This is a genomic window from Apilactobacillus apisilvae (assembly GCF_023380225.1).
Taxonomy (GTDB): domain Bacteria; phylum Bacillota; class Bacilli; order Lactobacillales; family Lactobacillaceae; genus Apilactobacillus; species Apilactobacillus apisilvae.
The window spans coordinates 992,320-1,017,842 of sequence record NZ_CP093362.1 but is presented as its reverse complement, the minus strand read 5'-3'; the positions used below and the strand labels follow the sequence as shown (position 1 = coordinate 1,017,842).

Annotated in this window: 23 protein-coding genes and 1 tRNA gene; 17 read left to right on the top strand and 7 right to left on the bottom strand. The window is 29.4% G+C overall.

What is annotated here, in order from left to right; all coding sequences use genetic code 11:
- Positions 1-209 precede the first annotated feature (209 nt).
- Positions 210-1,550, bottom strand: a complete 1,341-nt coding sequence (locus tag MOO46_RS05190) for an IS3 family transposase (protein WP_249510559.1) — start codon at positions 1,548-1,550, stop codon at positions 210-212.
- A gap of 229 nt (positions 1,551-1,779) precedes the next feature.
- Between MOO46_RS05190 and MOO46_RS05185 the strand changes: the two genes are divergently transcribed.
- Complete coding sequence (locus tag MOO46_RS05185) at positions 1,780-2,328, top strand: hypothetical protein (RefSeq protein WP_249510629.1); 549 nt, start codon at positions 1,780-1,782, stop codon at positions 2,326-2,328.
- A gap of 117 nt (positions 2,329-2,445) precedes the next feature.
- Here MOO46_RS05185 and MOO46_RS05180 read toward each other — a convergent pair whose 3' ends face one another.
- The 3 genes from MOO46_RS05180 to MOO46_RS05170 form a co-directional block, all read right to left on the bottom strand.
- The gene (locus tag MOO46_RS05180) at positions 2,446-2,982 is read right to left on the bottom strand and encodes a hypothetical protein (protein WP_249510628.1); all 537 of its coding nucleotides are present in this window, start codon (positions 2,980-2,982) and stop codon (positions 2,446-2,448) included.
- A gap of 616 nt (positions 2,983-3,598) precedes the next feature.
- Positions 3,599-4,192, bottom strand: a complete 594-nt coding sequence (locus MOO46_RS05175; protein WP_249510627.1) for a hypothetical protein — start codon at positions 4,190-4,192, stop codon at positions 3,599-3,601.
- An 87-nt stretch (positions 4,193-4,279) separates the two neighbouring features.
- Positions 4,280-4,894 carry a hypothetical protein gene (locus tag MOO46_RS05170; protein WP_249510626.1) on the bottom strand — a complete coding sequence of 205 codons (615 nt, stop codon included), beginning with the start codon at positions 4,892-4,894 and terminating at the stop codon, positions 4,280-4,282.
- Positions 4,895-5,023: 129 nt separating this feature from the next.
- Here MOO46_RS05170 and MOO46_RS05165 point away from each other — a divergent pair, with 129 nt between their 5' ends.
- From MOO46_RS05165 to MOO46_RS05150, 4 genes are all read left to right on the top strand, one after another.
- Positions 5,024-5,329, top strand: a complete 306-nt coding sequence (locus tag MOO46_RS05165; RefSeq protein WP_249510625.1) for a transposase — start codon at positions 5,024-5,026, stop codon at positions 5,327-5,329.
- Positions 5,323-6,174, top strand: a complete 852-nt coding sequence (locus MOO46_RS05160) for an IS3 family transposase (protein ID WP_249510624.1) — start codon at positions 5,323-5,325, stop codon at positions 6,172-6,174. Before MOO46_RS05165 ends, MOO46_RS05160 begins: the two co-directional genes overlap by 7 nt.
- A gap of 1,143 nt (positions 6,175-7,317) precedes the next feature.
- Entirely contained in the window at positions 7,318-7,935 is a 618-nt protein-coding gene (locus MOO46_RS05155) for a nucleotidyltransferase family protein (protein ID WP_249510623.1), read from the top strand.
- A gap of 49 nt (positions 7,936-7,984) precedes the next feature.
- Complete coding sequence (locus tag MOO46_RS05150) at positions 7,985-8,683, top strand: Panacea domain-containing protein (protein WP_249510622.1); 699 nt, start codon at positions 7,985-7,987, stop codon at positions 8,681-8,683.
- Between the two features lie 1,868 nt (positions 8,684-10,551).
- Here the strand turns inward: MOO46_RS05150 and MOO46_RS05145 are convergent.
- Positions 10,552-10,624 (bottom strand) — tRNA-Lys (locus tag MOO46_RS05145).
- Positions 10,625-10,884: 260 nt separating this feature from the next.
- On the opposite strand from MOO46_RS05145, the gene yycF reads away from it, so the two are divergent.
- From yycF to MOO46_RS05095, 10 genes are all read left to right on the top strand, one after another.
- A complete protein-coding gene (yycF, locus tag MOO46_RS05140; protein ID WP_317619364.1) occupies positions 10,885-11,592 on the top strand; it encodes a response regulator YycF in 708 nt (235 codons plus the stop codon).
- 32 nt (positions 11,593-11,624) lie between these two features.
- Positions 11,625-13,475, top strand: coding sequence for a cell wall metabolism sensor histidine kinase WalK (gene walK / locus MOO46_RS05135; protein WP_249510621.1), 1,851 nt, complete (start codon positions 11,625-11,627; stop codon positions 13,473-13,475).
- Positions 13,465-14,769, top strand: a complete 1,305-nt coding sequence (yycH, locus tag MOO46_RS05130; protein WP_249510620.1) for a two-component system activity regulator YycH — start codon at positions 13,465-13,467, stop codon at positions 14,767-14,769. The genes walK and yycH overlap by 11 nt, the downstream gene beginning before the upstream one ends.
- Before the next feature lie 19 nt (positions 14,770-14,788).
- Positions 14,789-15,625, top strand: a complete 837-nt coding sequence (locus tag MOO46_RS05125) for a two-component system regulatory protein YycI (protein WP_249510619.1) — start codon at positions 14,789-14,791, stop codon at positions 15,623-15,625.
- Between the two features lie 29 nt (positions 15,626-15,654).
- Positions 15,655-16,467, top strand: coding sequence for an MBL fold metallo-hydrolase (locus MOO46_RS05120; protein WP_249510618.1), 813 nt, complete (start codon positions 15,655-15,657; stop codon positions 16,465-16,467).
- 75 nt (positions 16,468-16,542) lie between these two features.
- Entirely contained in the window at positions 16,543-17,784 is a 1,242-nt protein-coding gene (locus MOO46_RS05115; RefSeq protein WP_249510617.1) for a S1C family serine protease, read from the top strand.
- A gap of 158 nt (positions 17,785-17,942) precedes the next feature.
- Positions 17,943-18,749, top strand: a complete 807-nt coding sequence (locus MOO46_RS05110; protein ID WP_249510616.1) for a sulfite exporter TauE/SafE family protein — start codon at positions 17,943-17,945, stop codon at positions 18,747-18,749.
- A gap of 165 nt (positions 18,750-18,914) precedes the next feature.
- Positions 18,915-19,718 carry a sulfite exporter TauE/SafE family protein gene (locus MOO46_RS05105; RefSeq protein WP_249510615.1) on the top strand — a complete coding sequence of 268 codons (804 nt, stop codon included), beginning with the start codon at positions 18,915-18,917 and terminating at the stop codon, positions 19,716-19,718.
- An 85-nt stretch (positions 19,719-19,803) separates the two neighbouring features.
- Complete coding sequence (locus MOO46_RS05100; protein ID WP_317619363.1) at positions 19,804-20,112, top strand: ArsR/SmtB family transcription factor; 309 nt, start codon at positions 19,804-19,806, stop codon at positions 20,110-20,112.
- A complete protein-coding gene (locus MOO46_RS05095) occupies positions 20,102-20,701 on the top strand; it encodes a cation transporter (protein ID WP_249510613.1) in 600 nt (199 codons plus the stop codon). Before MOO46_RS05100 ends, MOO46_RS05095 begins: the two co-directional genes overlap by 11 nt.
- 31 nt (positions 20,702-20,732) lie before the next feature.
- Here MOO46_RS05095 and ade read toward each other — a convergent pair whose 3' ends face one another.
- Positions 20,733-22,406 (bottom strand): adenine deaminase, encoded by a 1,674-nt coding sequence (gene ade / locus MOO46_RS05090; RefSeq protein ID WP_249510612.1) that lies wholly within the window; start codon positions 22,404-22,406, stop codon positions 20,733-20,735.
- A 269-nt stretch (positions 22,407-22,675) separates the two neighbouring features.
- Between ade and MOO46_RS05085 the strand changes: the two genes are divergently transcribed.
- Positions 22,676-24,235, top strand: a complete 1,560-nt coding sequence (locus MOO46_RS05085) for an Nramp family divalent metal transporter (protein ID WP_249510611.1) — start codon at positions 22,676-22,678, stop codon at positions 24,233-24,235.
- Positions 24,236-24,280: 45 nt separating this feature from the next.
- Positions 24,281-24,712, top strand: coding sequence for a universal stress protein (locus tag MOO46_RS05080; protein WP_249511708.1), 432 nt, complete (start codon positions 24,281-24,283; stop codon positions 24,710-24,712).
- A gap of 65 nt (positions 24,713-24,777) precedes the next feature.
- Here MOO46_RS05080 and MOO46_RS05075 read toward each other — a convergent pair whose 3' ends face one another.
- Positions 24,778-25,440: a DUF975 family protein gene (locus MOO46_RS05075; RefSeq protein ID WP_249510610.1), complete on the bottom strand. Its 663-nt coding sequence runs from the start codon at positions 25,438-25,440 to the stop codon at positions 24,778-24,780.
- Positions 25,441-25,523: the final 83 nt, after the last annotated feature.

Genomic DNA, 25,523 nt, shown 5'->3' with positions numbered 1-25,523 from the left:
TGAAATACAAAGACTATGTATGACTAGATATATAATTTTCATATCTGTTGTGATAGCAACTTAAAATGCAAGGACAACGTTGTTTTTATATACAAAATATCTTGCACGATTTAATATACTACGATGTAAAAATAAGTCTAATATAAAGACTCGGAAGTTTTGAAAAAATAAAAAAGCCTGTCTTGATGTGAACCCTTAAATCGAAACAACTATTTATTTTCTAGGAGGTAAAGTTTCCGATATTCTTTCGGAGCTTTACCTCCTAGTTTTGTTTTAATTCTATAATTATTATAATATTTAATCCATTTTTTCATCGCTTTAATTAATGAAGACTTTGTTTCATAATGATTACTCATAATTTCTATTTTCATGATATGAAAGAATGATTCCATTTGTGCATTATCTAGACATGTCCCTTTACGGGACATGGATTGAAAGATGTGATTATTCTTTAATAATTTTTGCCATTTATTATTTTGATACTGAAAGCCTTGATCACTATGGACGGTGGTTCTATAGCTTAATTTTGGTAATTTTTTAATCAATTCTTTCATTGGCTTAATAGTAAAGTCGACATTTGGATGTTCGCTAATGGAAAAATTTAATATTTCATCAGAAAATAGATCCATAATTGGTGATAAATAAACCCTGTGATTTATATCTTGATTACCATATCTAAATTCACTGACGTCAGTTGTTAATTTTTGATAAGGACGATCAGTTTTAAATTTTCTATGAATCCTATTTTTGGCTATATGTCCAACTTGTCCAATATAAGAATTATATTTTCTTCTTTTTTTGTTATATTGATTGGTCGTTAAATTTAATGTTTTCATTATCCTTAATACTTTTTTATGATTAACAACTACGTTGTTATTTCTTAAAGCTAAGGTTAAACGGCGATACCCATAATTAGGATTAAAATGCTTTATTTTAGTGATCATCTTTTTTAAGTTATCATCTTTATCATCTTCTTTGAAATGTCGATAATAATAACTTCTACTTATACCGATACTTTTTAAAATGAATGATATAGAAAATCTTTTAAAGAAAGTAATCAATTTCTTTATGTGATCCATAGTAGATCCACATTCTTGTTTTATTTGTTCATAACGATAATTGATTAGATAATAATTAACTTTTTCTCTTAATGACTTGTTAGGTGATTTAATTTTAGTTTTATTTGATTTCATTTTTTTAGGGCCACGATTAGTGTATAATCCAGTTAGGCCTTTAGTCTCCAATCTTCGCTCCCAAGCAAAGATGGTACTTGGGGCTGATATGTTGAAGAAAAGTGCTGTTTCTGGATACGAACTGTGGTTAGTGTGCATCCAATGCAGCACTTTTCGTTTATAATATCCAGAATATACTTTGATTGGGTGCCTGACAATTAATCCTTTAATGCCGAAGGCATTATACATATGAATCCAATTTAAAATAGTTGTTCTGCTTTTAATATTATATTTTTTAGCAAGACTAGTAGAACCAATTCCTGCTGAAAAATATTCTTTAACTATTTTTTTCTTTAACTCAAAACTAAATTTTGTCATACAAAAACCCCTAAAGTGTTGTTTCACTTTAGGGGTTCACTTCAGTCTTGCTAGGACAAGACAGGCTTTATATATTGATAACACTTGTTATTGTATTGAGAATACTCATCAACTTCTTGCAGTAAATTTGTTTACAGGTGTCGATTTAAGTACTCATTTTGAGTGCTTTTTGTGTATAGAGAGTATTAGTATTATTATGTACTTATATCAAAAGAAAGAAGTCTTTGTAGTGAATTTTAAGAAAGTATCAGTATACTTAGTTGCGTTATTATCTTTTATATTTGTTTTTTCGATATCATCTTTAAATGCCAGTGCATCAACATGGAATAAAGGAATACCTAGTACTATTAAAGGTAATTGGAGAAGTGGCTATGAAAGAAAAAATACATATTCTAAAGTCCAAAAAGTTCCTGTTAAATTTGTTGTATTAATAAATAAAAGTTATCTTGGATATACCGTGCTTGCAAGATTACAACATAAATATTCTTCCAAGGGTCCTATGGGCTTCATGTCTAAGTATAATTATCGTCAGGTTACTAACGATGCTAGAGGAGTTGCTACTGAACCTATATATCAAGTATTATCTCATAATAAATATCTTGTAAAAGGTTCAACTAAATTTACTAAGGATGCACCAAACAGATCAATTTATTCTATTAAGTATGTTGGTAAAAACTTATTGAAAATCTGGATAAAGGGTAATAAATATGAACCAGCTTTTCATAAATGGACTTATCTAGGAAAATTTAATAGAATACATGGTGAAATTTTGGAATGATGTATTATAAACATTGATCTTATAATTACTTGAGCAAATAAAGGCAGTAGCGATTTTCTACTGCCTTTACTTTTGCGAAACAAAGGTTTTATCCTTGTTTATATTAAAGTTGTTTAATTAATAATTATCATAGTAATTGAATCCTTTAAATCTTTTATTACTAAATTTTTTAGCCAAAGTTTTGCTCTTATAATATTGACCATCAACACTGATTCCTGCTCCACCAGCGCTCATTAATACCTTGTGCCCGTCAAAATTATGGATGTTGAAGAATGAACCATCACCTGCTCCTTGTTGCCATCCCATGAAATTAAACCATTTATGCCCCTTATAGTTAAATTCCATTGCGTATGACCATCTAGAAGTTTTATTAAGTTCATTTTCTTGTTTTTTTGTTAAATTTGCTCCTTCTATAACATCATGTTTACGATAAGGATGAAAATTGAATGTTTTCTTATTAACAACCATTTTTTCTATTTTTTTATGTTTACTTAACCCACTATCATTAGTATATGTATACCATGTTCCCTTTATTTCATTAGGAAATTTATTAAGATATTTTAAATGAGATGCATGTGCATTGAAACTCTGGAATGTAAAAAGCAACGTAATAAAACTTAAACTTAATAATAACAATCTATAATATTTTTTCATATATAACCATCTCCTAATTATATTTTAATTTAATATTTATTTTTTTCAATGTCATTTTGTAGCAGAAATGTAAAAAGTACTACAATCTTTATAATTATTGTTATATCAATCATAATTGCTATTAACGTAGCAGGCTTAATTATTATCTGCTACATCCATTATATATTGTTATATAAGCACTTAGCTTAATAATGTAGTACTTGTAGTACATAAAATTAACATCTAACGTGTAGAAACATTTTGATTATAATATGAGTATGTAATATATAGAAGAAGTTAAAAATACCTGCTACATCTACTACAAAATGTTATTGGTTGTTGTTATATCAATCTTTACATCTGTAGTACTTAATGATTATGACCTGCTACAATATAATTTGATCTATGCTAGTACTTATATTGTCGACGTGTAGCAGAAAAATAAAAAAGTGCTACAAAATAAAAAATAATACTTTTATCTTTTTCGTATTTAATTTATGAAGGGCAGTGGAAAATGCCTTTTAATCATATGATTTGATGTGAAAAATTACTTCTATAATTATTTGAATCATACCTTTTTATTTTAGTTATTTTTTAGTTTATAAATTAAATGTTTAACATTAATTTTGTTATAAGATTAATTATTTTTACTTATAAAACTAATTATTTCATCACACTGTTTTTCTATATATGAAATGTTGGATATGTAAGAAGTATTAAAGAATTGATTATTTTCATAATTATATATTATTGAATATAAACTTTTATCTATTACATGATTAATATCATTTATTTCATATAATTCGAAAATACATGATCTTATATTGTCATTTATTACAAATGGAAGATCTATATGTGTATATTTTAATTTATCATATGCAAACTGAATATGATTTATTGGTTTTATTGTATCATTGCTAATTTCATTAATATCTGAAATTATTTTTGGTAATTTTTTTGAAATAGATAACATCTCATCAATATTTTTATTTAATTTTTTATTATAGAAATAAATATTTCTATCTAAATTTAATAATTTATTTTTTAATTGAAACATTTCTTGTTTTGCTAATGATAAGTTAAAACAAATATCGTTAATATTCTCAATCCTATCTTCTCTAATTTTTTCTTGTCTGTCCTTTTCTACCCGTTTTGTCATTATGTAAAATGTTGAATATTGACTAATACATAGTGTTATTATTGTTATTATTATATTTATTATAATTGACATGTAATATATCTTACCTTTTATTTATATTTTAGTAGTATATCTATTAAAAGTACTAAATTCTTTATAAACGCTACTTAATTAGATTAATTACTTACTTGATTTTATATGACTATTTTTAATCTCTGATTTAATTTCATTTATTTTATCTATACACTTTGAATAATACCAATCTATGTCTTTTAAATCTACTTCTATACTTTCGAAATTTCTATCTAGATTATTATTTATAATTTCTTTGTCTTGCTGTTCTAGAATTTTATAACTTTTGTAAAATGACATTTTTAGACGTTTATTATCTTCTATTAAACCATTTATAAATGAAATTAATAGATTTTTATAATCTATATCTGATACTTCTAGTGTATCTTTTATTGTTGAAAATGTATCCATAGATTTTATTGTTATATTTTCTAATTCTTTCATTTGAATCTTTATAGTGTTACTTTGTTCGTCATATTGATTATGCCTGGCTATTAATTTTTCTCTTTCAGTAGTTTTTGATTCTGTATTAATAATATGCATTATTATTGGATTTAAAGTTCTTTCTAGATTAATCAATTTTTCTTTTATATTATATATATCCTTACGTGTGTATATTAAATCTTTGCTTATCTTTTTTAAATCATCATATTGGTAAATGTAAAAGCTCTGTGCAAAGCCAGCATTTATATTGTCTTTATGCTCTTTATTCTCTAATTCCATATTTTTTTTATTTTGTTTATCGAAAAAATAGGAACTGAAGTTATAATATTGAACAGATAAATAAAAGCACTTTCGATAAAAGTATTATTTTAATTTGGTAAAATAATATAATTCGGAGGTGTTTTTTGTATGACTAATAATAAATATTCATATGAAACTAAACTAGAAGCCGTTCGGCTTCTTAATGAAGGTATTCCTGGTAGAAAGATTTGTAAAATACTTGGTTTAAAGAGTGACGGCTTAATTTATACATGGCGGAAATATGTAAGAAATGGTGATTATTATCGTTTGAATCAAAAGCCTGGCAAACAATATAAATATAATAAAGGCAATTTAGAACTACCTAGTGACGTCAGAAAAGATATGGAAATTAAACAAATGAAGGAAGAACTTGAAGTTATAAAAAAATATTTAATCATGGAAGGGCTGTGGTAAATCAAGCTACTATTAAATTAATCGATACTTTCACATCCAAAATACCTTTAGTTAGAATTTGTCAGTATCTCAATATATCTAGAAGTACTTATTACTATCATAAAACACATGCAGATAATTTTACTTTAAGTCAGATTGAACAGGAGATTCAACAAATATGTATAAAAACGAAGTTTTTATATGGTTATCGTAAAATTCATGCTTTAGTTAATAAAAAATTAAAATGTAGTGTTAGTAAGGTTCAAAGAATTATGGCTAAGTATGGTTGGAGTTGTCGTATTAAACGTAAAAGATCTCATCGACCTGGCAATCCATTTAAACAATTCGAAAATATAATCAATCGTGATTGGGCAATTAATTTTCTTAAGCGTAAATTAACAACTGATATCACCTATATTCCTTGCGGAAATAGAATGTTGTATCTTTCTACAATTATGGATAGCTTTAATTCAGAAATTATTGCTCATAAAATTTCTAATCATCCAAATACCAAATTGACATTAGATACATTAAATCAATTAGGTTATTTAGATGGAGCTATTATTCATAGTGATCAAGGATCAACTTATACCTCACGTGAATTCTTTGAACTAGCACGCAAAAAAGGCGCCATCAGAAGTATGTCCCGTAAAGGAACGCCAGCTGATAACGCCATCATTGAATCATTTCACTCAAGCCTAAAGACTGAAATGATATACACACAAGCTAAACCAAAAGGTTTAGCAGATACCATTAGGTGTGTGAATAATTATATCAAATTTTGGAATAATACACGAATATTAACAAAATTAGGCAACCAATCACCTGTAGAGTACAGGAAATCAGTTGCCCAATTAAATAATTAGAAAGCTGCTTTTATTTATTTGTTCAAAATAATAGTTGCAGTTCCATAGCTTTTTGTTTTGTCTGATTTTTTTAATATTAAACATGTAAATTATAGTAAATATTATGTTTTCAGTAATAAATATAAATAGTAATGGTGCTTTGAATATAGGAAATAGAATTGATAATAAAGGGATGATTAAGTAACTAATAGATATGTATTTTGCTATTTTTCTTATACTTCTTATTTGCATAATAACTCCTTATAAATTTAATTCTTATATTTAGGTTATCATTCTTGATTTTATTATAAAAGTTACTTATAGATGTAACAGAAACATAGAAAAATGTAACAAAATATAAGGACAATTTTATATTTAAAATGCTAAGAAATGCTAAGGTTATATGAATCTAAAATGCTAGGAATTGCTAGAGTAAAATGTTAAGAATTGTTAAGGTATATGACTAATAATTACTAAGATAAAATACTAGGATAATTTGTTGAGAAATGTTGAGGTATGTCAAGGCTTAAAATAGGCTTGTGTGTTAGCTTTTGTTATTAATGAATGATCGAATTAAAGCATATTGTGGGACGTAACAGCGTTGCATTTGTTGCATATTTTAGGGTGCATAATAGGTGCAACCTTAGTGCATACTTTTTTATTTATGGGTGCACACAAAAAGCGTGAACAAATTGGAAACTTTTAGCGTACTGTTCACGGTACTTTTTCCACTATCGTTTCCATTGCTGATAGCTACTTTATAGGCTATAAATTGTTAGGAAATGTTAGGGTTAATCATTGCAATTATAAACATATTTTTATGGCAAATGATTGAAATTTTACTAGCATTTGCTCGCATAATTTACTCCGATATGCTCGGATATACTCAGGTTGATATTAAGAATTAATAAGTTTTGAATATATTGGATCATGAAGTGCCATTTGAAAAAGCAGTTTATTTTTATTAAGAACCTGTAAAAACCTGAACTTTTATTTAAATAAGTATACAAATAAAGCCTTGTATGTACTGATTTAATAGCGCTTATAAGACTTTTTATATTCAATTAGGTGCCGAAATGTTCAGGTTTTTGTTAAGCTTTTCTGTTATTTTATTATTTTATTCACTGTGATATAATTAAATTATTATACTAATGGAGCAATTATATGTTTACAGTACAAAATAAAACTGAATTAAAACAAATTATTAAACTAGTTAATGAAACATATAATGAGTTGACTTCAATTTATTATAAAAGCGGTACTCATAGCTCAATGAATTATAAAAAACTAGAATTAATTGAAGCTTCTAGTTCTACAAAGTTTCTATTAGAAGCTATTGAATATATGAAATTTATGTCTAATCACTCTCTGGATGATTGTATGATTCAATTAATTGAAAAACGTATTCGATCAAGAGTAAAAAGCTTAGGTTCTTTTCATGAAAAAATTTCTCAATATATATCTAATCCTAAAACACATGGAAAAGTTATAGTAAATAAGTCAATTAATGATCTTGTTGGAGTTAGATTTTTAGTATACGACTTAAATAATAATTTAGATGACTATATAAAGTTTTTAGAAGAACTAAAAAATACAATTTTTAGTAACATATACAGACCTTATATAAAAAATAAGTCTAATAGTAGTTATTGTGCAATTCATTTTTATTTAAAAGATGATAATAAGCACTTTCCTTGGGAAATACAATTATGGGATCCAAATTCAGTTGAAAATAATAAAAAAGAACATTCTAAACATGAAAAAAATAGAACTAAGTACTAAAAAAAATAAATTATTTATGTTAATCTATCTCTAGAAAGGTGGGGATTAAATGTTTCATTTAATAGAACTGGTTAAATTACGCAATAAAGAACCTTTTGCTTACCATTTTTCATCTTCAAATGTCGAGTTATTAAAAAAACACCATAATGATATATTTGAAAGATTTTCTAATTATGAAATAAGTACGCATGTTTTATCTACAGATTATGCAAGTTGGTCTTCTGTTATTGATATGGATCCTTATTTTTCTAATGTAAAATGTATTGAGAATATTGATGAATTTGGTGAATTTCTATCTAAAGAAACAAAAATCTCATCATCAGATATTTGTAGTTATCTTTTAGGTAAGATAGGATTTTCTTCAGACTTTAAAAAAATGGAAAAATTATTATACTTTGTTTATTCTGATTTTTTAGAAATGACTCACAAAAGTCTATTTCCACAAAAATTTGATGCATGGCAATATGGACCAGTTGAACCTAAATCTAGATATTGTCGCATTCGTTCTGATTTACCAAATATAAATGAATCAATTGACAAATTATTGTTTTCTGATAATTCCAATGATATTTTTTCTTCATTAGAAAAAATTATAAAGATATATGGTAATAAAAGTACCAAGGAATTAATAGATCTTACACATAAGAATGGGTCCCCATGGCAAAAAAATTATGTAAAAGGGCTAAATAAACGTATTTCAGATAGTGATATATTAAAGTATCATAATGTTGAGAAAATAGGTAACTAAAATTTTATATAAATATAAAAGGGTGTATTCAATTTTGAGTATGCCTTTTTGTTTATTAATTTAGAAAACGCAAAAGTGCGTTATCAGAATTTATATCGCTATTGGTTGCCAGTTGGTTGCCATAGGGTAGCTGAAAATTAAGCCAGCCTGTTTTTGTATAATTCAAAGTAGTTTAATTCACCGTTATTGGATAATCAAGAAACGGTCAGAATGCTATTAGATTAATGTTTATGTGGGTATGCGTAAAATTGAGCAGACCCATTTTATATCGTGGCGGACATTTTTGTCCTTTGTAGTTTTAGTCATAATCCTAAATGGGTTTCTGATAATTTGTTGTTGTCCGTTTTAGTAATTTTAATGGGGTACTAAATTGGTACTTCATTGCATACATAAAAATAGCGATAAACCTCGTTTGAATTTTAGGTGCAACTGTTTAATATATTGACCATGATTGCCTTTATATAGGTTTCTATTTGTGTATACATTAAATATATGAGTGCATACATGAATGCAACTTTTACTACGGATAATTACGGCTTGATTTTATGTAATTGTGTCGTGTTTTACGACTGTATTAAGGGGTCACCAAAATGGAGACCCCCTTTGTATTTTATTAGGGTGTATTTAAGTTACATACTCCTTACCAAGTTCCCCAAATGGGCAACTGGGAGAACGAATCGTTATTCTAGGTCGTACTTTGCTACCTAGTTCTATGGATCATTGTAATTATTAAAGGGGTGTCCGTTTTAGACACTCCTTAATTGGATTATTCCAAAATAGAACAAGCCCATAACTACGTACTTTTACAGGTTATCCTCAAAAATGTGGAATACGGTAGGTAGGAACGAATAGTTACTCCTCATATATTTTTATCTATGTGCCCAAAATAGGTACGCAGGGGGTCGATAATTAGCGGGGTGCCAAATCTCCACCCCCTTAATTTTAGCTGCGGAATTAAATTGGCTTGTTAGATACTAAAAAAAGCTACTGATAATTAAACCAGTAGCCAATGAATCGTAAACATATGAATTATGTTGGATAATCCCATAATACATTGTTATTTAGTTTATTGCTATTGTCTTGTTTAACAAATTAGTTAATTATGAATAGCCCGACGCAAAATTGCGTCCGTTAGCCCAAACCAAAAGTGGTTTCGCTTATCTATACCAATGAGAAGTAGACAACAACGTACTTTATAGCATGTATTTAAGACCTAGAGTACTGTTTTAGTACTTTTGATAGTATGAACCAACGATAAGGTCAATATTACCTAACGAGCTCAGTCTTGAGCTGTACAATAATCAGGGCTAAACATTGAGCTTTGAACGTTGTTTTAATGCGATAGCCCTAACATAGGGCACCTAAATAACTAATATCATGGGCTTTCTCTAAATTAGGGCAAGCGATTAATTTTGGTTGACCCTTAAATAGGGCAGACTGGTTATATTATTCTTTATTGATTTTGAGAGCTACGTTATTCACAAAAATGTGAAATACTGCAATTAAGGTATTTTGTGAGTCTTATATACATATTTTTATCTAAAAAGGTTGAAAAAAGTTGAACTTTTATTAAGTTATTAGATCATTATAATTACTTTAAACGTCTATATAATAGCAATAAAAGGTATTTTAAAAATAAGCTATTTGTAAAAATGTTCAACTTTTTACAAATATTTTCTATTTTTATACAAAATAAAAAAGCCACTCAATAGAGTAGCTTAGTCATCCCGCCCCACATGACAATATATTAATAAATTTGTGGTTACCATTTAAATTAGTTATATGTGTTTATATTATATTTATAACAAAGAAAAAAGCTATTACAACAGGATTTAATGTCCTTATTACAATAGCTTTTATATCAGTTATGGGCAGTCAGGGGCTCGAACCCTGGACCCACGGATTAAGAGTCCGTTGCTCTACCAACTGAGCTAACTGCCCAAATCTATGTAAGTCGTTATCAACTCAACAAATAATATAATATCATGTAGAAAATATTTTGACAAGCATTTTCATAAAAAATATTACAAAAAGTTTAAAATTATAACATATTGGTTTAATAACCCTACTTGGAAGAAATGAATTTGGGTTGCGTGTTATAATTAATATTAGCTAAATTAATACTTAGCTATATTGAAAATTAAAATATAAATTTACAAATTTAAAATAAAAAATTATTCCTGTAAAAGGAGAGTATTATTATGACAAAGATATTAGTAGTAGACGATGAAAAACCGATCACAGATATTGAAAAATTTAATTTGGAAAAAGAAGGTTATGAAGTTTCTGTAGCCTACGATGGTGAAGAAGCTATTCAAAAAGTTGAAGATGATGCCCCTGATTTAATCATTTTAGACTTAATGTTACCTAAAGTTGATGGTCTTGAAGTGGCTAGGGAAGTTAGAAAAAATCATGATATGCCTATCATTATGGTAACAGCCAAAGATTCCGAATTGGATAAGGTACTGGGACTAGAATTGGGTGCTGATGATTATGTTACAAAACCATTTTCTAACCGTGAATTAGTAGCGCGAGTAAAAGCTAATTTAAGAAGACAATCTAGCAATGAAAATGCTCAATCTAAAGATGATGAAAATAAAGATATTAAAATTGGTGATTTAGTTATTCATCCGGAAGCTTATACTGTAACTAAAAGTGGTGAAAATATTGAATTAACTCACCGTGAGTTTGAATTACTACACTATTTAGCACAGCACATTGGTCAAGTTATGACCCGTGAACATTTATTGCAAACTGTATGGGGTTACGATTACTTTGGTGATGTAAGAACTGTTGATGTCACTGTTCGTCGATTAAGAGAAAAAATTGAAGATAGTCCTAGTCATCCAATCTGGTTAATAACTAGACGTGGAGTGGGATACTACCTAAGAAATTCAGAAAATGAATAATCTTTTGATTATTCGATAAGGAGTATTTTACAGTGAATAATAAAATTAAGTATTTCCAATCAATTCATTTTAAGATTGCGCTGGTTTTAGCGTTAATTTTATTAGTAACTTTAGAAATTGTTGGAGCTGTATTTGTTAATCAATTAGAAAATAAAAATGTTGATTCATACAAAAAACAAGTTCAACTTCCAACATATGTAAATACAACCTTAATTAATGAACTGTCAAAAACCAACACAAGTAAAGCCAATTTAGGAATTAGCTCTTTACTATCAGATATTGATAATAAGAATTCAACTGAAGTTGAAGTAGTTGATGCTAAGAATACGGTTCGTGGAACTAACGAGAGTGGTAATCAAAGTCATGTTGGCCAAAAAAACTTTAATCCAGATATTAAAAATGCATTAGTTAGTCGTCAACCTTATAATGCAATTAAAGGTGACCTTAGCAATAATTCTCGATACTATACTGTTATTACACCTCTAATTAAAAGTAGTAATAATGAGTTAGTAGGGGTTGTTTATGTTCATGCTAATTTAGATTCGGTTTATAAAGAAATTAATCAAATTACTTTGATTTATGTGGCAGCTGCTTTAGTAGCTATTTTAGCAGGATTGTTAATTTCGATTGTCATTTCTAGAGCAATTACTAAGCCAATTGATGAAATGAAACAACAAACATTACAAATTGCAAAAGGTGACTACTCCGGTCAAGTTCATGTTTATGGTCGTGACGAATTGGGACAGTTAGCCAATGCTGTTAATAATTTATCAATCAAAGTTGAGGAGTCTCAGGAGTCTACTGAATCTGAACGACAACGATTAGATTCAGTATTAACAAACATGACTGATGGAGTTATTGCTACTGATCGTCGTGGAAAAGTCATTATCATGAATGATGAAGCTGCTGCTTCACTTGAAACTACTGAATCTGAAGCAATTGATAGATCTATTTTGGATGTTTTAGGTATTGCGGATGAATATAATTTGAGAGAAATTATTGAAAATCCAGATGAAACTATTATTGATCGTTCTGATAATCAACGCGATTTGATTTTGCATGCTCATTTTTCATTAATTCAACGAGAATCTGGTTTTGTTTCCGGATTAGTTTGTGTTTTGCATGATGTTACTGAACAACAAAAAATTGATAATGACCGAAAACAATTCGTTTCTAATGTTTCACACGAGTTAAGAACTCCACTAACTAGTGTTCATTCATACATTGAAGCACTACAAGACGGTGCTTGGAAAGATGAATTAATTGCGCCTAAATTTTTAAAAGTTACTCAAGATGAAACTGATCGAATGATTAGAATGATTAACGACTTGCTAACACTATCTCGTATGGATTCCAACACACAAAAAATTAATAAAGAACTAGTTAATATAAAAGAGTTATTTAACTATATCCTAGACCGCTTTGATATGATTATAAAAAATGATGATGATAAGCAAAATACAAAAAACTACAATATTATTCGCAAATTTACTAAGATTGATTTATGGGTCGAGGTTGATACTGATAGGTTCACCCAAGTTATTGATAATTTAATGAACAATGCAATTAAGTATTCTCCTGATGGTGGATCAATTATCTGTTCTTTATATGAAACTCATAATAATGTAATTTTAAGTGTTAAAGATCAAGGCTTAGGAATTCCACGTAGTTCAATTCCTCATATATTTGACCGTTTCTATCGTGTTGATAAAGCTCGTTCTAGAGCACAAGGTGGAACTGGGTTAGGTTTGGCAATTTCTAAAGAAGTTATTCAAGCATTGGGTGGCCGTATTTGGGTAGAAAGTACCGAAAATAAAGGATCAACTTTCTATATCGCTTTACCATACGAACCAATTGAGGAGGACTTATGGGATGAAAATTAAAAAATTAATTTTACCTGGACTACTAACGATTGCAGTGGTTATCAGTGTAGTATTGTCATCTTCAATTTGGATTAATCCAGCCCATTATGAGACTAAACAGTCTAATAAAGTTACTAACGGTCAGCCAGCAATAGATAATAAACAAATTTCGAATGTTTATTCACCAACTCAAGTGATTCAAACTGATGGCGATAGTAACCAATATATGTTGACTAATCACTCGGTCAATTTAATTTCTGAAATTGGAAATCAAATTAAGCATTATAAAAATACTTCTTATGAACAAACTTCACATAATAATAAGCTTAATTATATGAAAATGCTTCAGTATAAAGATTCAATTCTGTTAAATTATCCAGATAAGATCTCATTAAAAATATTTAGTGAGTTTTTAGGAACTTCTTTAAAGAGCTCCGATAATTATGATATTAATCGCATTATAATTCCTTTGGATGATAGTAATGATATTTATTTGTTGAGAGATAGTGATTATTCAATATATAAGTATCATTTCAAAGATACTAATGTTGATAGTATTAAAAATGCAATTAAAAATAACGTCGGTCAAATTCCAATTACAATTGGTTTGCGTAAAAATAGTCCTTTTATTAGTTTTGATCAATCATTTAAGATGCCACAGTATGGTTATTTAATTAATAAGATTCAACAAAGTTATTATGTTAACCGTTTATTATCTGACTCACAAAACTTTAGTACAAGGCGCCACCGTAATTCGATTGTTTATGGTAATCAGTCTTCCAAGCAATTAACTTTTAATAATAATGGGGATGCATCTTACTTTGATAGCCATTCCAATTCAATTTCAACTAATTTCACTCAATTTTTGACTGATGCCTATAAAAATGTTGCTAAAATGAATTCTGCAGATAATTTGAGTAACCTTAGATATTTTGCTTATGATAATAAATCATCATCTGTAACATATCGTAACTATGTTGAAGGTTTTCCAATATTTAATCAAAATAAATATGGTGCAATCCAAATGAAATTAGTCGATAATACATCTTTAAGATATAACTTCTCGACTAATAGTTTACAAATACCGGTTCCTACAGGTAGGGATGAAATTAAACTTCCATCTACTAAAGATGTGTTTAAAAATTTGAAAGATAGAGGCTTTGATACTGATAAAATTGGCTCAATTGAGCTAGGTTATCAATGGAACAATTCTAAATCTTCGAATATATTAGTAACTTTACAGCCAACATGGTTTGTTAGTTATTACGGACATTGGGAGAATTATAATCAAATGATTACCAAAGGCGGATATTAATGATTGGGGTGAGCTTTAAATGGATTTTAAAAAGATTCAGCTAATATTTTTGGTTATTTTTGTAATGATTGATATTTTTTTGTTTTCAATGTTTCATCAAAATGCTTCACTACAAAGTGAAAATATTAATCAGGGTAATGATAGTGATATTGTTAAACAGATGCAGAATGATCAAATTAATATCAAACCCAATTTATCAGAAAATAAATTAACTGGGTATTATTTATCCGCCACTTTAAACAATAGTTTAGAAAAAGATGCTAAGAACTTAGATAATCAAAAAACATCTTATAGTAATAATATTTTAAGAAGTAACTTTAAACGTCAAATTTATATATCTGACAATATTGATGATACGGTTGATAAATTAAATCAATTAATTAAGCAATCTAGCTTCGTTTCTCATGGAAATGATTATGAATATAGTAAGAGTTTGTCCAATAGTAATGCAATTGTTTATCTGCAAAAAGCTGAGGATAGGCATGTTTATTCAAGTACTCGTGGAAAAATTCAATTTGATATTAGTGACGATCATTTACTAACTGGTTATACTCAAAGTTACTTGGATGATATTAAGATTCTTCGTGAAAAATCCGATGTTATTTCTAAAACAAGATCATTAGTTTGGTTGTATCAGTATAATGAAATTCCTAATAATTCTAAAATTAATTGGATTCATTTGTATTACACTAGGTTATTATCAATTAAGGACAACCAGGTGTTAATTCCAACTTGGGTGATTTCTTTTAATACTGACAATTCTTCAAATGAAACCATTAAAAGAATTAATGCTTATACTGGAGCGATTTTGGACGGTAGTGGTAGTACCAAATCTGCTAGTGAGAGTGTTAATTGAGATTAGATTATAGAAATGAGGACTTGCGAATGAAAAATGATGCTGATTCTATGAAAATTAGTGTCCTATCCAGTGGAAGTGGTGGAAATGTTACCTATATTGAAACTAATCAGCATAAAGTTTTATTGGATGCTGGTTTAAGTGGCATTCGAATCAAAAAGTTAATGAATTCTATTAACCGCGATTTAGCTGATGTTGATATGCTATTGGTTAGTCATGAACACACCGATCATAGTAAGGGTGTTGGAATCTTGGCTAGAAAATATCCCCAAATAAATGTTTATGCTAATCAAGAAACGTGGGATGCGATGGCTTCAACAATTGGAAAAGTTTCCAGCTCACAAAAAAATATTTTTCCACCTAATATGACAATTTCATTTGGCGACTTAGATATTGAAAGCTTCGCCGTTTCACACGATGCTGCTAGAGCTCAATTCTATAATTTTCATCATAATAATAGTAGTTTTGTTGTAATTACTGATGTCGGATATGTATCTGATAAAATCTTAGGTGTAATTAAAGATGCTAATGCTTATGTTTTTGAATGTAACCATGACTTAGAAATGCTTAGAAGTGGTGAATACCCATGGTCATTAAAACAAAGAATTATGGGGGATGAAGGGCATTTATCTAATGAGTCTGGTGCCAATGCTTTGATGAATTGTATTGGTAATGATACTCAGCATATTTTTATTGGACATCGTAGCCATCATAATAATGTGAAGGAATTAGCTCATTTAACAGTAAGTTCAATGTTAGAAGAAAATGATTTTGGTGTTGGAAACGATTTTGATTTATTGGATACTGACGTCGAGAAAGCATCACCAATTTATAATTTATAAAAAGGCTTTTTTTAGCTAATTTTAAGTTTTAAAGTTATAATAAAAATATATAGTTAAAATGTGGGAGGATTATTTATGCAAAATAATAATCACTTGATTCCCAAAGTAGTGATTGCAGCATTAGTTGCAGGATTACTTGGTGGTGGAATTACTTATGGTGGAATTTCAATGTTCCAAAATTCAGGGATGGATACGTCTGTACCTACAGGTTCTAATGATGGAGGGACTACTGGTACATCTAACATCAAAGTGAATGTTCAAAATCAATCTGAAAAGGCATATAAAGCCGTTAAGGATTCAGTTGTATCAGTTATTAATTTAAAACACGCACAAACTAATGAGAATCCATTTGCATCCATGTTTGGAGATAGTGACAATAATAGTAGTAAAAATTCTGGTGAACTAGAAGCTAATAGTGAAGGTTCAGGAGTTATTTATAAAAAGAGCGGTGATGCCGCTTATATTGTTACTAATAATCACGTTGTTGCCGGTGCTTCAGCATTACAAATTCTATTAAGTAACGGTAAACAATTAGAAGCCAAACTTGTTGGTCGTGACTCAGTTACTGACTTAGCGGTACTGAAAATTAATGGTAGCCAAATTAAAGACATTGCTAGTTTTGGTAATTCAGATAATATCAATGTTGGTGAAACTTCATTAGCTATTGGTTCTCCGCTAGGATCAGCTTATGCTTCTTCATTAACTCAAGGTATTATTTCTGCCAAGAAACGTGAAGTGCAATTAACCGGTTCTAATGGTCAACAAACAGGTAATACGGCTTCAGTTATTCAAACTGATACTGCTATTAATCCTGGTAATTCTGGTGGACCACTAATTAACTTAGCTGGCCAAGTTATTGGGATTAACTCAATGAAATTATCATCAGATGGCCAAGGTACTAGTGTTGAAGGAATTGGTTTTGCAATTCCAAGTAATGAAGTTACTAAGATTATCAATGAATTAGTTAAGAATGGTAAGATTGAACGTCCTGCACTAGGAATTAGATATATTAATTTATCTAATATTTCTGTCAGTCAACAAAAATCTGTATTGAAACTACCATCATCAGTTGAAAATGGTGTTGTGGTCTTTGATGTTACCAAAAATGGTCCTGCTGCTAATTCGGGATTAAAGAAATACGATGTAATTACTGAATTAGCTGGTAAGAAGATTACTAGTCAGGATCAGATTAGAAGCATCCTTTATGACCAAAAGGTTGGTTCTAGTATTCAGGTTCAATATTATCGTGAAGGTCATTTAAATACAGGTAATATTAAGTTGAGTGAAAATACATCACAGTTGAAAGTGAATCAATAAACTTGAAAGTACTGATAATTATTATATTATCAGTACTTTTTTAGTTTGTGTTGGTTGATTTTTGTTTTGAAAGTAATAATATATATAAATGTTGTTAATTTATATATATTAAGGAGTTTTTTATTATTACTATTTTTGGTTTTAGTGTTTGGACACTATTGTTGTTCATTCCAGTCGGAATAGTTGCTGGAATTTTAAGTACAGTTACTGGTTTGGCATCATTAGCATCTTATCCAGCACTATTATATTTTACGGGTGGGGCTTTAAATCCTATTTCAGCAAATATAACTAACACATCAGCATTACTTTTTAATGTTGTTAGTTCAGGCCTATCATCTAAACAAGAACTAAAAGGCCATGGAAAAGAACTTATGAAGGTTATGACCATTATTTTCTTTGGTGGAATTGTAGGAGTTATCTTACTAACTTATTTACCTTCACAAGATTTTGAATATGCGGTTCCAGTATTTATTGCTGCTGCTGGAATTGGTATTTTATTACCTGAAAAGAAACATAATCAAGAAACTGATGTTCAAGAACCTAAAGTTCATTCTAAAAAAATGTTAAGTGATATTTTATTAATTGCAGGTTACTTTGTAATTGGTATTTACGGAAGTTATTTTGGTGCTGCTGCCGGAGTTATTTTATTAGCGGTATTATCAAGAACTAGTAAAGAGCCTTTCCCTGTTTATAATGCAATTCGTAATGTTGCAATGGGTTCCGCTAATGTAATTGGTACAATCTTGTACTCATTTAAATATGGACAACATGGTGATACCCATATTTACTGGGAGCTTGCAATTCCATTAGGGATTGGTTTTCTAATTGGTGGATATGTTGGACCTAAATTAGTACGTGTCCTACCCACTAAACTAATTAAGATTGTGACCGGTATTTTAGCCTTAGCTTTGGCTTATTCACAATTTGTTTCAGCTTATGATATTCATTTATTCTATTTCTTTTAAACTCTCAAAAGTATGCATCCAAGTGATGTATGCTTTTTATATTTTATATAATATTATCATTCAATTTGGGCTTTTGATATAAAATTGTTAAAATTGAATTTAGGATTATATTTAAATAAAAAAAGAAGGTCGATTCAAATTACTATTTTTGGTGTTAGTATATGGGTGATTTTATTATTTATTCCTGTTGGGATTGTTGCTGGAATTTTGGGAACTGTGACAGGCTTAGCATCACTCGCATCTTATCCGGCTTTATTATATTTTGCAGGATTACCTGCTGTATCAGCAAATGTTGTCAATAAGGCAGCGTTGATGTTTAATTCGATTGGATCAGCTGTTTCATCTACACAAGAATTACGTGGACATTGGAAAGAACTTTTTAAGACCATGTTAATTATATTTTTTGGTGGAATTACTGGAGCTATCTTATTAACCGCTTTACCATCATCTAGTTTTACACATATTGTTCCTGTTTTTATTGCTGCTGGAGGAATTATGATTTTAATTCCTTCTAAACAGGAGGCAAATCATGAAGGTGCTAATAACTTTGAACCAAAAAAAGGTCAGGTTAATCAACATTCATGGCTAAAAAATATTTTAATTGTCGTGTTAGTTTACTTGATTGGTGCTTACAGTGGTTATTTTGGTGCTGCTTCTGGAATTTTACTTTTGGTTTTGTTAACAAGAACTAGTTCTAATGAATATACAGTAAGTAATGCAATTAGAAATGTTGCAATGGGAGCTGCTAATATTGTTGCAACCGTTTATTATGCATTTATGGCACATATTGTTTGGATCTTGGTATTACCATTAGGAATTGGATTTTTTATCGGCGGTTACATAGGACCTAAGATTGTTAGAGTGTTACCGGTTAAATATATTAGAATTACGACTGGTGTGTTAGCTTTAATTCTTGCTTACACGCAATTTTCATCAGCATATAATGTTAAAATTTTTGGTATTTTTTAATTAGGATGAATAAATCATCCTTTTATTTTGAATTATATATGATAAAATATTCATATGTAAATATTTTCATATGGAAGTGAAAAAAGTGAATAATGATTATATTGACGAGGCCAGCCTTATTTTTAAATTATTAAGTAATCCTAATCGATTAAAAATGTTAGTTAATTTAGAAAATAAATCAATGAATGTGAATGAATTAAGTAATCAATTGAATATGGAACAATCAGCGGTTTCTCATCAATTGTCTGTATTAAAAAAGCATCAACTAGTTGATGCCAATAGAAATGGTAAATCAATTTATTATCAATTAAATGATCCACATATTTTAGATATTGTTAATGAAGCAGTTCAACATTCTAGTCACGTTATGGGGGGGAAACATCATGGAGAATGATTTAGTAAATAAAAGTATTAAAATTGAATATTTATCCACTGCTTGGATGGCAATTGAATTTGTAATTGCTTTATATTCAGGTATTATGGCTAAATCTATCTTACTAATTGCTTTTGGTTTAGATAGTTTTTTAGAAATTATTGCTGGATCAATGTTAATTTGGCGACTAAAAAAACAAATTAATGGTGCATCTAATGAATCAATTGAAAAGGCTGAAAGAATTACTTCTATTTTGGTAGGCATAATTTTAATCTTATTATCAATCTATGTAACGATTACTTCATTAATGAATTTATTTGGCCATGGTGTGGCTGATGATTCATTTTCAGGTATTATAATCGCAATTTTATCTTTGATAATAATGCCATTCTTTATTATTAAAAAGCGTCAATACGGTAAAGCATTGAATTCAAAAGCACTAATTGAAGATAGTTATTGTAATGTTACTTGTGCTTATATTGCTGGAACTGTCCTAGTAGGTGTTGTTTTGAATGCTTTATTTGGTCTATGGTGGGCAGATTCGGTCGCTGCGCTGATATTAGTTTACTTTATTTTTAGTGAAGGGCTAGAAGGTGTTAGAGGTGATTAAAAAAGTTCAGTGCATTATAGCACTGAACTTTTTATTTAGATTGAACATCAATAAATTGTTGTTGATTAAAGTCATATAAGCCTTGATCTGTTAATTTAATGGTTGGAATTACTGGTAAGGTTAAGAACGATAAAGTAATAAAAGGATTAAAATCAATGTCATCACTAATTTGTTTAAAAGCATCAGTAATACTATTCAAATCTTCACTAGCTGCTTGCCAAGACTTATCAGACATTAAGCCAGCAACTGGAAGTGGCATAACTGCTAATTCTTTATTATCATCCACAACGGCAATTCCACCGCCCACTTTGGTGATTGCTTGAATTGCATTATAAATAGCTTTGTCGGACGTCCCCACTGCTACAATATTATGTGAATCATGAGCAACGGTTGTTGCGACAGCACCATGTTTTATATTAAAACCATGGACTAGACCAATGCCAAAAGTTCCTAAATTATGGTGGCGTTCAACATCAACCATTTTTAGAACATCATTATCTAAGTCAGCTTTGAAATTACCATTATTAACAGGCACATCTAACATTAAATGATCTGTTTCAATGTGATTAGGTTGAATACCAATAACATGACACTTTTTATGTTCCTCTAGTGGTAAATTTAAATCTTCTAATTTTAAACTTTGATGTACGGTGTTTTTAGTAAAAATAATTGGCGTAGATTTAAAATTATCTTCATTCATAACTTGTCCATTTTTAATTACTTGCTTTACATCAACTTTTGCTGGATTAGATACCATTACAAGGTCGGCCTTATATCCAGGGCTAAGTGCTCCTAGGTCTTTAATTTTATGAGCTTTAGCTGCATTTAAACTGGCCATAACATAAGCATCTTCAGGTGAAATTCCATATTTGATTGCTAATTTAATATTAAAATTAATGCTACCTTCTTTGACGATTGTATTAATAAATTTATCGTCAGTACAAAAAGAGAACTTATCAATATTATCTTTATTAACTGCTTGAATGGTATTTTGTAAATCACGTTCAACGGTTCCTTCACGCAAAAATATATTCATTCCAACATCTAATCGGTCATACATTTCATTTATATTTGTTGATTCATGATCAGTTGAAATACCGACTTCTTTGTATTCACGTAGTTGCTCAGCTGATAAACCAGCACCATGACCATCAACTTGGTATCCGTTATTGATGGCATCATTTATTTTAGTCATCATATCTTTATCACGATTATGGACAGCTGGGTAATCCATGACTTCAGCTAAACCGATAACCGAAGTTTCTTTGTAAAGTGGACGTAATGATTTTGCATCTAAAGTAGCACCATTATGTTCAAATGAAGTTGCTGGAACACTTGATGGCAACATAACAAATACATCTAATGGTGATTGTTCAGCATCTTTTATCATATATTTAATTCCATTAGTTCCCTCAACGTTAGCTATTTCATGCGGATCAGTCACTACAGAAGTCACCCCCATTGGGACAATAACCTTTCCTAATTCAGAAGGGGTTACTAATGAACTTTCGATATGGACATGTGAATCGATGAAACCAGGGACTAAATATTGACCTTTAGCATCAATACTTTTGATAGCTTTGTAATTATTTTTAGGTTCATCAATAATTTTACCTTGATTTATAAATAAATTTTCTTTTTCAAATTTTTTGCTAAAAACATTTAACACTTTACCATTATTAATTACTAAATCGATTGTTTGCATTATGATAATTCCATCCTTTATTTTTTACGAGTAAAATTATCAAACATTATGAAACATTAACTATAATTTGTCAAATTTGATAATAGTTCGTATTTTGTAGTATACATAATTGAAAATAATCATTAAACTATCATTGATTAACATTTTAAGTTAAATTGTCAAAAAGATTAGCTTTGCCTAAAAAACCTTTTCAACTTATTGAAACGTATGCTATAATATTATCTGTCTTATGGAAGACTTCTTTTAATTTATGGAAAGGGTGAATTTTTGTGAGTGAAAATAATTCACACGACAAGAAGGGGTTTGTAAAGTACGCAAATGGTCCTTCTTTAGATGAAATAAACGGAAAAATTTCCGTTCCTAAGAATATGAGTTTTTGGAAAACTTTATTCGCATATTCTGGACCAGGAGCTTTAGTAGCTGTTGGCTACATGGATCCAGGTAACTGGGCGACTTCAATTACCGGAGGTCAAAACTTTGGTTATCTATTAATGTCTGTTATCTTAATTTCAAGTTTGATTGCGATGTTATTACAATACATGGCAGCTAAACTTGGAATCGTGAGTCAGATGGATTTGGCACAAGCAATCCGTGCCAGAACTAGTAAAACATTAGGTATTGTTTTATGGATTATGACAGAATTAGCTATTATGGCCACTGATATCGCCGAAGTTATTGGTGGAGCGATTGCGTTATATTTATTATTTAATATTCCGCTAACTGTTGCTGTTTTCTTAACCGTTTTTGATGTATTGATTTTGCTATTATTAACAAAAATTGGTTTTAGAAAAATCGAAGCAATTGTTGTATGCTTGATTATTGTTATTTTATTAGTTTTCGTATATCAAGTTGTATTATCTAATCCTGATTGGGTCGGTGCAATGAAGGGCTTACTCCCAGTTCCCGAGACTATTTCAACTGGTCATGAAGTTGCTGGTATGACACCATTATCTGGTGCTTTAGGTATTATTGGTGCAACAGTTATGCCACATAACTTATACTTACATTCAGCTATTTCACAAACTCGTAAGATTAATCGTAAAGATGAAGAAGATGTTGCAAGAACGATTCGTTTTACAACATGGGATTCCAATATTCAATTAACCTTTGCATTCTTTGTTAATGCTTTACTACTAATTATGGGGGTTGCGGTATTTAAATCAGGTGCCGTTCAAGATACTTCATTCTTTGGATTATTTGATGCTTTGAATAATACTAAGATGTTATCCAACCCTATTTTAATTAGTGTTGCTAAATCTGGTGTTTTATCAACATTATTCGCTGTTGCTTTACTTGCTTCTGGTCAAAATTCCACCATTACTGGTACTTTAACTGGACAAGTTATTATGGAAGGCTTTATTAACCTAAAGGTTCCACTATGGGCACGTCGTTTAATTACTCGTCTAATTTCAGTTATTCCTGTATTGATTTGTGTACTTATGACTTCTGGCGAATCTACTTTGAAACAACATGCTGCTATTAATGATTTAATCGAAAACTCACAAATTTTCTTAGCGTTTGCTTTACCATTCTCAATGCTTCCATTATTAATGATGACTAACAGTAAATGGGAAATGGGTAATCGTTTTAAAAATACTGTTTGGGTTAAAATTTGTGGCTGGGTTTCAGTCTTAACATTAACTTTCTTGAACTTATATAATATGAAGGATTCAATTGCTGGTTTTTACGGCGATAATCCTACTGCTGCACAAGAAAGTCAAGCTGGAATTCTTGCTTGGATTATTAATATTTTAATAGTTCTATTATTAATCTGGACGCTTACTGAACTACATCGTGGCAACAAGCGTTTTATTAATTCTCGTTCATAATAAAATAATTAAAGAATAGAAGGCATAAATATGAAAAACATGGATATGGATATCGATTTCAAAAATATTCTTGTTGCTGTAGATGACTCAGACGATGCAATTTTAGCCTTTAAGTATGCGATTGCGCGTGCTAAGCAAGAAGATGCTAAATTAACAATCGTTTCAGTCCTTGAAGATGAGGATATTAATATTTACCAAGCTTTATCTGGTAAATATGTTCACGGTAAATATGAAGATTTAGAAAAGCATATTAATAAATATAAAGAAACCGCTGAATCTGCTGGCGTAAAAAACGTTGAAGTTATCGCATCACAAGGTGAAGCAGGAGAAACAATTGTTAAAGATGTTATCCCTAAGGTAAATCCAGATCTATTAATTGTTGGATCAGAATCCAAAAAGGGATTATCTAGACATTTTGGTAGTCAAGCTGCATATATGGCTAAATACTCACCAGTATCAGTTATGGTTATCAGATAATTTGTAATAATAAATTATTAGTACAAAAAACACCACTAAGAGTAATTTCTTAGTGGTGCTTTTGTCTACTTATTCAGTAATTTTATATAATAATTGGACATTGTTAGATAGTAGTAAGGGGTTACATAGATAGCAGCAAGTCCTAATGTGATAAATGATAGTAACCACCAACCAATAAAACTTAGTTGTAGAACGAAGTAATCAACTTTATAACCATCCATTAATTTACGACTCTTAGTGATGGCATCCATAATCCCGATTGGCTTACCATTCTTAGCAGCATCACGATAAATATAAATTGCTTGAGAATATGAAAATGATTTAATGATGCCAGGAATAAATAATAAACATGACCAAAGAAATACTAAGATAAATGTTACAATCATAATTCCAATTGAACCCCAAAATACTCTTTGACTGTTCAATATATTAAATGATTTACCAAAGCCATTTTCAAAATCACTTTGATTACGCCATACATCTAGTAGATTAAAGAATGCACTTAAAGTAAATAATACTGCAATAAAAATAAAAATATACGATGCAGTTAGTGCGTGATAATCATAACTAAATGGGTAATTATAATTTGGTTCTAAAATAACACTTCTACTACTGGTAAATGATGCAATCCATCTTAAAATAAAATATGGAATAAATAGCATAAAGAAGAATCCAAAATGTTGACTTAGGATTTGATGTGATTCTCCCTTTAATTGTTGACGATTCACGAAAATCCCTCCTGATATAATAATTGTTTACATTATACTATATATAAAAAGACTCTTTAACCTTTCTAGCTAAAGAGTCTTTT

Coding starts and splice junctions, on each gene's coding strand:
- MOO46_RS05165 (WP_249510625.1), top strand. CDS start 5,024: ATGACTAATAATAAATATTCATATGAAACTAAACTAGAAGCCGTTCGG.
- MOO46_RS05170 (WP_249510626.1), bottom strand. CDS start 4,894: ATGGAATTAGAGAATAAAGAGCATAAAGACAATATAAATGCTGGCTTT.
- MOO46_RS05120 (WP_249510618.1), top strand. CDS start 15,655: ATGAAAAATGATGCTGATTCTATGAAAATTAGTGTCCTATCCAGTGGA.
- MOO46_RS05125 (WP_249510619.1), top strand. CDS start 14,789: ATGGATTTTAAAAAGATTCAGCTAATATTTTTGGTTATTTTTGTAATG.
- ade (WP_249510612.1), bottom strand. CDS start 22,406: ATGCAAACAATCGATTTAGTAATTAATAATGGTAAAGTGTTAAATGTT.
- MOO46_RS05080 (WP_249511708.1), top strand. CDS start 24,281: ATGGATATCGATTTCAAAAATATTCTTGTTGCTGTAGATGACTCAGAC.
- MOO46_RS05095 (WP_249510613.1), top strand. CDS start 20,102: ATGGAGAATGATTTAGTAAATAAAAGTATTAAAATTGAATATTTATCC.
- MOO46_RS05190 (WP_249510559.1), bottom strand. CDS start 1,550: ATGACAAAATTTAGTTTTGAGTTAAAGAAAAAAATAGTTAAAGAATAT.
- MOO46_RS05115 (WP_249510617.1), top strand. CDS start 16,543: ATGCAAAATAATAATCACTTGATTCCCAAAGTAGTGATTGCAGCATTA.
- MOO46_RS05175 (WP_249510627.1), bottom strand. CDS start 4,192: ATGTCAATTATAATAAATATAATAATAACAATAATAACACTATGTATT.
- MOO46_RS05155 (WP_249510623.1), top strand. CDS start 7,318: ATGTTTACAGTACAAAATAAAACTGAATTAAAACAAATTATTAAACTA.
- MOO46_RS05180 (WP_249510628.1), bottom strand. CDS start 2,982: ATGAAAAAATATTATAGATTGTTATTATTAAGTTTAAGTTTTATTACG.
- yycH (WP_249510620.1), top strand. CDS start 13,465: ATGAAAATTAAAAAATTAATTTTACCTGGACTACTAACGATTGCAGTG.
- MOO46_RS05150 (WP_249510622.1), top strand. CDS start 7,985: ATGTTTCATTTAATAGAACTGGTTAAATTACGCAATAAAGAACCTTTT.
- yycF (WP_317619364.1), top strand. CDS start 10,885: ATGACAAAGATATTAGTAGTAGACGATGAAAAACCGATCACAGATATT.